The sequence below is a fragment of the Streptomyces poriferorum genome (assembly GCF_019399235.1).
Lineage (GTDB): Bacteria > Actinomycetota > Actinomycetes > Streptomycetales > Streptomycetaceae > Streptomyces > Streptomyces poriferorum.
In genome coordinates, this window is the sequence record NZ_JAELVH010000259.1 from 1 (window position 1) to 9,133 (window position 9,133).

Sequence of the window (9,133 nt, forward strand, 5' to 3'; positions counted from 1 at the left end):
GGCCGATTGGGGGTGGATCGCCCGCGTCCGCCCCGCTCGCGGGCGATCCACCCCCAATCGGCCCCCTGCCGTACGCTCCGGCACGCACGTGCGTCAAACTGGTTTGTGATTGATCGCACTGTTTTACCGTCCGGCATGATGGGGACCACGGTTCCCTGAACAGGCCGACAAGGAGAGAACTCGTGGACGACGTTCTGCGGCGCGCCCCGCTTTTCGCGGCGCTCGATGACGAGCAGGCCGCGGAGCTCCGCGCCTCGATGAGTGAGGTGACCCTCGCGCGCGGCGACGCGCTGTTCCACGAGGGTGACCCGGGCGACCGCCTCTATGTGGTCACCGAGGGCAAGGTGAAGCTCCACCGCACCTCCCCCGACGGGCGCGAGAACATGCTGGCGGTCCTCGGCCCCGGCGAACTGATCGGTGAGCTGTCGCTCTTCGACCCGGGCCCGCGTACCGCCACCGCGACCGCGCTGACCGAGGTCAAGCTCCTCGGCCTCGGCCACGGCGACCTTCAGCCCTGGCTGAACGTACGCCCCGAGGTGGCCACGGCCCTGCTGCGCGCCGTCGCCCGGCGCCTGCGCAAGACCAACGACCAGATGTCCGACCTGGTCTTCTCCGACGTGCCGGGCCGAGTCGCCCGCGCCCTCCTCGACCTGTCGCGCCGCTTCGGCGTCCAGTCGGAGGAAGGCATCCACGTCGTGCACGACCTGACGCAGGAGGAGCTGGCCCAGCTGGTCGGCGCATCCCGCGAGACGGTCAACAAGGCCCTCGCCGACTTCGCCGGCCGCGGCTGGCTGCGGCTGGAGGCCCGTGCGGTGATCCTGCTGGACGTGGAGCGGCTGGCCAAGCGGTCCCGCTGACCCGTCGTCGTACGCAACGCCCGAGGGGCCCCGCCGAACACCGGCAGGGCCCCTCGCGTACGTCACGGGCGGATCCCGCCGGATCAGTACGGGGCGGATCCCGCCGGGTCCGTAAGGGGCAGAGCCCCAGGATCAGTACGGGGCAGAGCCCTCCCCCGGATCAGTACGGGGGCAGCCCGCAGGCTCCGTGACGGGCAGAGCCCGTCAGATCAGTCCGTGCTCCCGCAGATACTCCAGCTGCGCCCGCACCGACAGCTCCGCCGCGGGCCACAGGGACCGGTCCACGTCCGCGTACACGTGTGCCACCACCTGGGACGACGTCAGGTACCCGCCTTCCACGGCCGTCTCCACCTGGGCCAGGCGGTGTGCGCGGTGTGCCAGGTAGAACTCGACCGCGCCCTGCGCGTCGTCCAGCACCGGGCCGTGGCCGGGCAGCACGATGTCCACCCCGTCGTCGACCGTCAGCGAACGCAGCCGCCGCAGCGAGTCGAGGTAGTCCCCCAGCCGCCCGTCCGGGTGCGCCACCAGCGTCGTCCCGCGCCCGAGGATCGTGTCGCCCGTCAGCACCGCACGGTCGGCGGGCAGATGGAAGGAGAGCGAGTCCGCGGTGTGGCCCGGGGTCGGCACCACGTACATCTCGAGACCACCGGTCGTGATCACGTCCCCCGTGCCCAGGCCCTCGTCGCCGAGCCGGAGCTCCGGGTCCAGCGCCCGCACCTTCGTCCGGGTCAGCTCGGCGAACCGGGCCGCCCCCTCCGCATGGTCGGGGTGCCCATGGGTGAGGAGCGTGAGCGCGATCCGCCGGCCCGCGCGCTCGGCCGTGTCGACGACCGCCCGCAGATGGGCGTCGTCCAGCGGGCCCGGGTCGATGACCACCGCGAGGTCCGAGTCGGGCTCGGCGACGATCCAGGTGTTGGTGCCGTCCAGGGTCATGGCCGACGCGTTCGGCGCGAGGACGTTGACCGCACGGGGCGTGGCGGGGCCGGACAGCACCCCGCCGCGCGGCTGTCCGGGCAGCGCTGCCGCGTCACTCATGCGGAACCACCGCCCGCCGGGATGTGCTTGGTGAACTCCTCGTGCCCCGGCCAGCTCAGCACCAGCTCCTCGCCCTCCAGGCGGGCCTGTGCGAGCACGGGGGCGAGATCCTGGCCCGATGCCGCCTCCAGCGCCTGCGCGGCGGTGGCGTACGGCCTGAGCGCACGCAGCGTGGAAACCGTCGGCGGCATCATCAGCAGCTCACCCCGGTCGTATCCGTCGGCCGCCTCGGCCGGACCGATCCACACCGTGCGGTCGGCCTCCGTCGAGGCGTTGCGGGTGCGCTGGCCGGCCGGGAGCGCGGCGACGAAGAACCAGGTGTCGTAGCGGCGCGGTTCGAACTCCGGAGTGATCCAGCGCGCCCAGGCGCCCAGCAGGTCGGAGCGCAGCACCAGCCCGCGCCGGTCGAGGAACTCGGCGAACGACAGCTCCCGCGCGACCAGCGCCTCGCGGTCGGCCTCCCAGTCCGCACCGGTGGTGTCCGTGACGACCGTGCCCGCGGTCGGGCCTGCGAGCAGGACGCCCGCCTCCTCGTACGTCTCGCGGACCGCGGCGCACACGATCGCCTGGGCCTCGGCCGGCGTACCGACCCCGAGCCGCTTCGCCCAGTCCTCCAGCGCGGGACCCGCCCAGCCGACGAGCCGGTCGTCGTCGCGCGGGTCGACCCCGCCACCCGGATAGGCGTACGCCCCTCCGGCAAAGGCCATCGAGGTGCGCCGGCGCAGCATGTGGACCGTGGGCCCGTCCCCGGTACCCGCGGAGGAGTCCCGGAGCAGCATCACGGTGGCGGCCCGCCTGGGGGTCGCCGCCGTCAGTTCGCCTGCGGCGAGGGCCCGGATCCGGTCGGGCCATTCCGGTGGGTACCACTGACCATTGGACATGGCCGGAGGCTATCCGGAACCGTGCCGATGTTCGAGGGGCACGATGATCCGTGCATGCCCTGTACACAGATGATCCCGCCCGGTCGTCACGACCGGACGGGATCACACGGAATAGGGGCGGCGCCCCGGCAGCGGTACGGCTTCGGCTCAGGCTCCGGTCAGCTCGACCTGGACCTCGACCTCGACCGGCGCGTCCAGCGGCAGCACGGCCACGCCGACGGCGCTGCGGGCGTGCACGCCCTTGTCACCGAGCACCGCGCCGAGCAGTTCGCTGGCACCGTTGATCACGGCGGGCTGGCCGGTGAAGTCCGTGGCGGAGGCGACGAACCCGACGACCTTCACCACGCGGGCGATCCGGTCCAGGTCACCCGCGACCGACTTCACGGCGGCCAGCGCGTTGAGCGCGCAGGTCTTCGCGAGCTCCTTCGCCTCGTCGGGCGTGACTTCCGCGCCGACCTTGCCGGTGACGGCGAGCTTGCCGTCCACCATCGGCAGCTGGCCCGAGGTGTACACGTACACCCCGGACTGCACGGCGGGCTGGTACGAGGCGAGCGGCGGTACGACGTCCGGCAGGGCAAGCCCGAGTTCGGCGAGCTTCGCCTCGACGGCGCCCGCCATCAGGCCTTCTCCCGCTTGAGGTAGGCCACGAGCTGCTCGGGGTTGTTCGGGCCGGGAACGACCTGGACCAGCTCCCAGCCGTCCTCGCCCCAGGTGTCCAGAATCTGCTTGGTCGCGTGCACGAGAAGGGGCACGGTCGCGTATTCCCACTTGGTCATGGCCCGACTGTAATGCCTGGCCGGTCCACGGGACGCCCAGCCTCGTGCGTAGCCTGCGGCGCGACTGGTTAGGCTCGAATACGTGAGCAGGTTCCAGGTCGTCAGCGGCAAGGGCGGTACCGGTAAGACCACGGTCGCCGCCGCCCTCGCGCTCGCCCTCGCGACCGAGGGCAGGCGCACCCTCCTCGTCGAGGTCGAGGGCAGACAGGGCATCGCCCAGCTCTTCGAGGCGGACTCCCTCCCCTACGAGGAACGCAAGATCGCCGTCGCGCCCGGCGGCGGCGAGGTGTACGCACTCGCGATCGACGCCGAGCGCGCCCTCCTCGACTACCTCCAGATGTTCTACAAGCTCGGCAGCGCGGGCCGGGCGCTGAAGAAGCTCGGCGCGATCGACTTCGCCACCACCATCGCGCCCGGTGTCCGGGACGTCCTGCTGACGGGCAAGGCGTGCGAGGCGGTGCGCCGCAAGGACAAGCAGAACCGGTTCATCTACGACTACGTGATCATGGACGCCCCGCCGACCGGCCGGATCACCCGCTTCCTCAATGTGAACGACGAGGTGGCGGGGCTGGCCCGGATCGGCCCGATACACAATCAGGCGCAGGCCGTGATGAGGGTGCTGAAGTCCCCCGAGACGGCGGTTCACCTGGTGACCCTCCTGGAGGAGATGCCGGTCCAGGAGACCGCCGACGGCATCGAGGAGCTGCAGGCCGCCGAACTTCCGGTGGGCCGGGTCATCGTGAACATGGTGCGCCCGCACCTGCTGGACGAGGACGCGCTGCGCACCGCGGCGGGCGGGCGGCGCAAGGAGATCGCCAAGACCCTCACCCGGGCAGGCGTGACCGGCTCCGCGGGACTCGTACGCCCCCTGGTCGAGCAGGCGGCCGAGCACGCGCAGCGGGTGGAGCTGGAGCGTGAGCAGCGCGCCGTGCTGACGGGGCTGGGGCTGCCGTCGTACGAACTCCCGCTGATCGGCGAGGGCGTGGACCCGGCCGGGCTGTACGAACTGGCGGTGGAGCTGCGCAAGCAGGGCGTGGGCGAAGGGGCGGCGGAACAAGGGGTGGGCTCATGACATCGGACACGGGCACGCGAGCGCGTACCGGCGCGGACACCGGCACCGGAACGGGCGCCGGTACTGATGCCGGTGCGGGCGCCGCCACGGCCCAGGCCCCCTCTCTGGACACCGACGCCCTGCTCGACGACCCGGACATCCGGATCGTCGTGTGCTGCGGCTCGGGCGGCGTCGGCAAGACAACGACCGCGGCGGCCCTCGGCGTACGGGCGGCCGAGCGCGGCCGCAAGGTCGTCGTCCTCACCATCGACCCGGCGCGCCGGCTGGCCCAGTCCATGGGCATCGACTCACTGGACAACATCCCCCGCCGGGTCAAGGGCGTCGGGGCCGAGGGCGCCGGCGAACTGCACGCCATGATGCTCGACATGAAGCGGACCTTCGACGAGATCGTCGAGGCGCACGCGGACGGGGAGCGGGCCCGGGCGATCCTGGAGAACCCCTTCTACCAGTCGCTGTCGGCCGGTTTCGCCGGTACGCAGGAGTACATGGCGATGGAGAAGCTCGGTCAGCTGCGGGCGCGCGACGAGTGGGACCTGATCGTCGTCGACACCCCGCCGTCACGGTCCGCCCTGGATTTCCTGGACGCGCCGAAGCGGCTGGGCTCGTTCCTGGACGGGAAGTTCATCAAGTTGCTGATGGCCCCGGCGAAGATGGGCGGCCGGGCCGGAATGAAGTTCCTCAACGTGGGCATGTCGATGATGACAGGAACGCTGGGCAAGCTGCTCGGTGGCCAGTTCCTGCGGGATGTGCAGACCTTCGTCGCCGCGATGGACACCATGTTCGGCGGATTCCGCACCCGCGCCGATGCCACGTACAAGCTCCTCCAGGCACCCGGCACGGCGTTCCTCGTCGTCGCGACCCCGGAGCGGGACGCGCTCCGCGAGGCCGCGTACTTCGTGGAGCGGCTGGCCGCGGAGGACATGCCGCTGGCCGGTCTGGTGCTCAACCGGGTCCACGGCAGTGACGCCGCCCGGCTCTCCGCGGAGCGCGCGCTGGCGGCCGCAGAAAATCTTGATGCCGACGGCATTGTGGATCAGGGGGCCGGGAAGGCTGGACTTCGTGAGCCCGCCGAATCCCCCGCGGCCGGTTCCGCACCGACCCCGGACACCGCAGGAGCCGCCACCCCCGAACCGTCCGAGCACGCCTCGGAGCATGACCCCGCCGACATCCCGGACGCGGAAGCGGACACGCGTACCGACGCCGCAACGAACACAGCTACCGCTGACGCCGTGACCGTCGAACAGCTGACGGCCGGTCTGCTGCGCCTGCATGCCGAACGGATGCAGGTGGTCGCGCGCGAACAGCACACACGCGACCGCTTCACCGCACTGCATCCCGAGGTGGCCGTGACCGCCGTGGCCGCGCTGCCCGGAGATGTCCATGACCTCGCAGGGCTGCGAGCCATCGGGGACCGGCTCGCGACCGGTTCCGCATCGGCCGGAGCTGCGTAGTCTCCCCGTCGTCCGTCCCGCCGCCCGGGACTACCCCACGGCGGCGAACGTCTCGTGCAGTTCGTCGTCCTCCAGCCCGATCGCCACGGGCAGGATGCCCGTGGACCGCTCGTACTCGCTGCGTGCGGTCTCCAGCAGCCGGCGCCACGACGTGACCGTCGGGCGCCGGCGCAGCAGTGCGCGGCGCTCCCGCTCGGTCATTCCGCCCCACACGCCGAATTCGACGCGATTGTCGAGCGCATCGGCAAGGCACTCGGTCCGCACCGGGCATCCGGTGCACACCGCCTTGGCTCTGTTCTGCGCTGCCCCTTGTACGAACAGTTCATCCGGATCGGTAGTGCGGCAGGCTGCCTGCGCACTCCAGTCGGTTACCCAGCCCATCCCGGCGCCGTCCTCTCCCGAATCGAGGCTCCCCCACGGCGGCAGCGGCATATTCACCGCTGCCAGTTGAGGACGTTACGGAAGGTGGCGACAGCACAACACCCCCTTCGGGCCCAATCTTGAATGGCCCGAACGGACTATGCGTATGCGGCAGATCACCCAGGGGAGTGAGGTGAGGACATCCGCGACTATCCCGGCAGAATCGGGACAGACCACCTGAGTTATAACGGACGATCGATGACACACGAGGCGATTTCGGGAGCGCCTGAACTCGTGGCCGGGTCATGCACAGGGTCATGCAGGGGGGTTGATACAAAACCGGACTGCTGTGACAGTTGAGAGCAGCTTAGGCCAAGGCATATACGTGTGTCCGGCGAATGAGAACGTAGGCTGCCCCCATGCCAAAGAAGCGCTCGGGCGGGGGTCTCACGACGACCCAGCAGGCCGCCAAGTTCCTCGGTGTCGCCGCACTCTCCGGAGTGGTCCTGGCGGGCATCGCGCTGCCGGCCGCCGGAGCACTGGGTCTCGCCGCCAAGGGAACGGTCGACGGATTCGACGAGATCCCGGCCAATCTGAAGACTCCGCCACTGAGCCAGCGCACCACGATCCTGGACAACCAGGGCGGCCAGATCGCCACGGTGTACTCGCGGGACCGCACCGTCGTGCCGCTGACGAAGATCTCCCCGTACATGCAGAAAGCGATCATCGCGATCGAGGACGCCCGCTTCTACGAGCACGGCGCGGTCGACCTCAAGGGCATCCTGCGTGCGATGAACCGCAACGTACAGGCGGGCGGGACCGCGCAGGGCGCGTCGACCCTCACCCAGCAGTACGTGAAGAACGTCTTCGTCGAGGAGGCGGGCGACGACCCGACCAAGGTCGCACAGGCCACGCAGCAGACGCTGGGCCGCAAGGTCCAGGAGCTGAAGTACGCGATCCAGGTCGAGGAAGAGCTCGGCAAGAAGAAGATCCTGGAGAACTACCTCAACATCACCTTCTTCGGGCAGCAGGCGTACGGCGTCGAGGCGGCCTCCCAGCGGTACTTCTCCAAGCCGGCGAAGGACCTCAAGCTGGAGGAGGCGGCGATGCTGGCCGGCATCGTGCAGTCGCCCAGCCGCTACGACCCCGTCAACGACAAGGAAGAGGCGACCAAGCGTCGCAACACCGTCATCCAGCGGATGGCCGACGTCAAGGACATCTCGCAGGAAGAGGCGGACAAGGCCAAGGCCGCCCCGATCAAGCTGAAGGTGAAGCGGCCGAAGAACGGCTGCATCACCGCGGTCAGCGGATCCGGCTTCTTCTGCGACTACGTACGCCAGATCGTCACGAGCGACCCGGCCTTCGGCAAGACCGCGAAGGACCGCGCCAAGCTCTGGGCGACCGGCGGACTCACCATCAAGACGACCTTGGACCCGCGCTCCCAGGCTGCCTCCAACGAGGCGGCGACCTCCCGGGTCAACGAGACCGACAAGGTCGCGGCCTCGGTCGTCCAGGTCCAGCCCGGCACCGGCCAGATCCTGGCGATGGCGCAGTCCCGCCCGTACGGACTGGACGCGGCCAAGCACCAGACCGTGCTGAACCTCTCCGTCGACCACGAGATGGGCGGCAGCTACGCCGGCTTCCAGGTCGGATCGACCTTCAAGCCGATCACCGCGGCGGCAGCGCTGGAGAAGGGCATCAGTCCGGCGCAGAGCTTCACCACCCCGCACGAGATCTCCCTGCCCGGCGAAAGCTTCCGCACCTGCGACAACCAGCCCGCGGACGACAAGCCGTGGGAGGTGGGGAACGAGCTCGAAACGGAGAAGGGCATGTTCGACATGACCAGCGCGCTGGGCAAGTCGATCAACACCTACTTCGCGAAGCTGGAGCAGAAGACCGGCCTCTGCGAGACGCTCGCGATGGCGAAGAAGGTCGGCTACAACCGCGGCGACAACAAGCCGCTGTGGCAGGTCGCCAACACCACGCTGGGCGGCCAGGAGTCGACGCCGCTGGCCATGGCCTCGGTCTACGCGACCTTCGCCAACCGGGGCACGTACTGCTCCCCGATCGCGGTCCTCTCGGTGACCAAGCCGGACGGCAAGCAGATCGACGTACCGAAGTCGACGTGCGACCGGGCCATGAGCGAGCACACGGCCGACACCATCAACCAGATGCTCAAGGGCGTCGTCGCGGACGGCACCGGGCAGTCGGCCGGTCTCAGCGACCGTGACAACGCGGGCAAGACCGGTACGACCGACGAGCGCATCAACGCCTGGTTCGTCGGCTACACACCGAACCTGTCCACGGCGGTGTGGGTCGGCAGTGACGGGGCCCGCCAGATCCCGATGAGCAACATCACCATCGGCGGCCAGTACTACGAGGACGTCTGCGGTGGCTGTCTGCCCGGTCCGATCTGGAAGACGGCGATGACCGGCTCCCTCGACGCCTCCGAGACCCCGGCCTTCAACCCGGTCGACGTACCGCGGGCGAAGCCGAAGGAGGACAAGGAAAAGAAGGAGAAGAAGAAGCCGGGCGAGGGCGACGACAAGCCCGGCGACGACAACCCCTTCCCCGGCATCAGCATCCCGCCGGACCTGCTCGGCGGCAACGACGGCAACGGCCGCGGCCAGAACGACGGCGGGACGAACGGCCCCTGACCCGGCCCTTCCCCGCGTACGCCGGACATGAAGGTGGGGCGCCC

General features: G+C 70.0%; 9 protein-coding genes. 4 read left to right on the forward strand and 5 right to left on the reverse strand.

Annotated elements, in window-relative coordinates:
* The first annotated feature begins 182 nt into the window (after window positions 1-182).
* Window positions 183-857 (forward strand): Crp/Fnr family transcriptional regulator, encoded by a 675-nt coding sequence (locus JGS39_RS31605; RefSeq protein WP_123460131.1) that lies wholly within the window; start codon window positions 183-185, stop codon window positions 855-857.
* A 204-nt stretch (window positions 858-1,061) separates the two neighbouring features.
* Here JGS39_RS31605 and JGS39_RS31610 read toward each other — a convergent pair whose 3' ends face one another.
* From JGS39_RS31610 to sp36, 4 genes are all read right to left on the reverse strand, one after another.
* Window positions 1,062-1,892, reverse strand: coding sequence for an MBL fold metallo-hydrolase (locus JGS39_RS31610; RefSeq protein ID WP_219573176.1), 831 nt, complete (start codon window positions 1,890-1,892; stop codon window positions 1,062-1,064).
* The gene (locus JGS39_RS31615) at window positions 1,889-2,773 is read right to left on the reverse strand and encodes an NUDIX hydrolase (protein WP_219573177.1); all 885 of its coding nucleotides are present in this window, start codon (window positions 2,771-2,773) and stop codon (window positions 1,889-1,891) included. The genes JGS39_RS31610 and JGS39_RS31615 overlap by 4 nt, the downstream gene beginning before the upstream one ends.
* Window positions 2,774-2,920: 147 nt before the next feature.
* Window positions 2,921-3,391, reverse strand: coding sequence for a RidA family protein (locus tag JGS39_RS31620; protein ID WP_219573178.1), 471 nt, complete (start codon window positions 3,389-3,391; stop codon window positions 2,921-2,923).
* The gene (gene sp36 / locus JGS39_RS31625) at window positions 3,391-3,549 is read right to left on the reverse strand and encodes a Sp36 family protein (protein ID WP_003967454.1); all 159 of its coding nucleotides are present in this window, start codon (window positions 3,547-3,549) and stop codon (window positions 3,391-3,393) included. Before sp36 ends, JGS39_RS31620 begins: the two co-directional genes overlap by 1 nt.
* An 82-nt stretch (window positions 3,550-3,631) precedes the next feature.
* On the opposite strand from sp36, the gene bagA reads away from it, so the two are divergent.
* Window positions 3,632-4,621 (forward strand): ATPase BagA, encoded by a 990-nt coding sequence (gene bagA / locus JGS39_RS31630; protein WP_219573179.1) that lies wholly within the window; start codon window positions 3,632-3,634, stop codon window positions 4,619-4,621.
* Window positions 4,618-6,072, forward strand: a complete 1,455-nt coding sequence (bagB, locus tag JGS39_RS31635) for an ATPase BagB (RefSeq protein ID WP_236064048.1) — start codon at window positions 4,618-4,620, stop codon at window positions 6,070-6,072. Before bagA ends, bagB begins: the two co-directional genes overlap by 4 nt.
* A 30-nt stretch (window positions 6,073-6,102) precedes the next feature.
* Here bagB and JGS39_RS31640 read toward each other — a convergent pair whose 3' ends face one another.
* Window positions 6,103-6,453, reverse strand: coding sequence for a WhiB family transcriptional regulator (locus JGS39_RS31640; protein WP_018551136.1), 351 nt, complete (start codon window positions 6,451-6,453; stop codon window positions 6,103-6,105).
* Between the two features lie 398 nt (window positions 6,454-6,851).
* On the opposite strand from JGS39_RS31640, the gene JGS39_RS31645 reads away from it, so the two are divergent.
* Window positions 6,852-9,089: a transglycosylase domain-containing protein gene (locus tag JGS39_RS31645; protein ID WP_219573180.1), complete on the forward strand. Its 2,238-nt coding sequence runs from the start codon at window positions 6,852-6,854 to the stop codon at window positions 9,087-9,089.
* The last annotated feature ends 44 nt before the right edge of the window (window positions 9,090-9,133 follow it).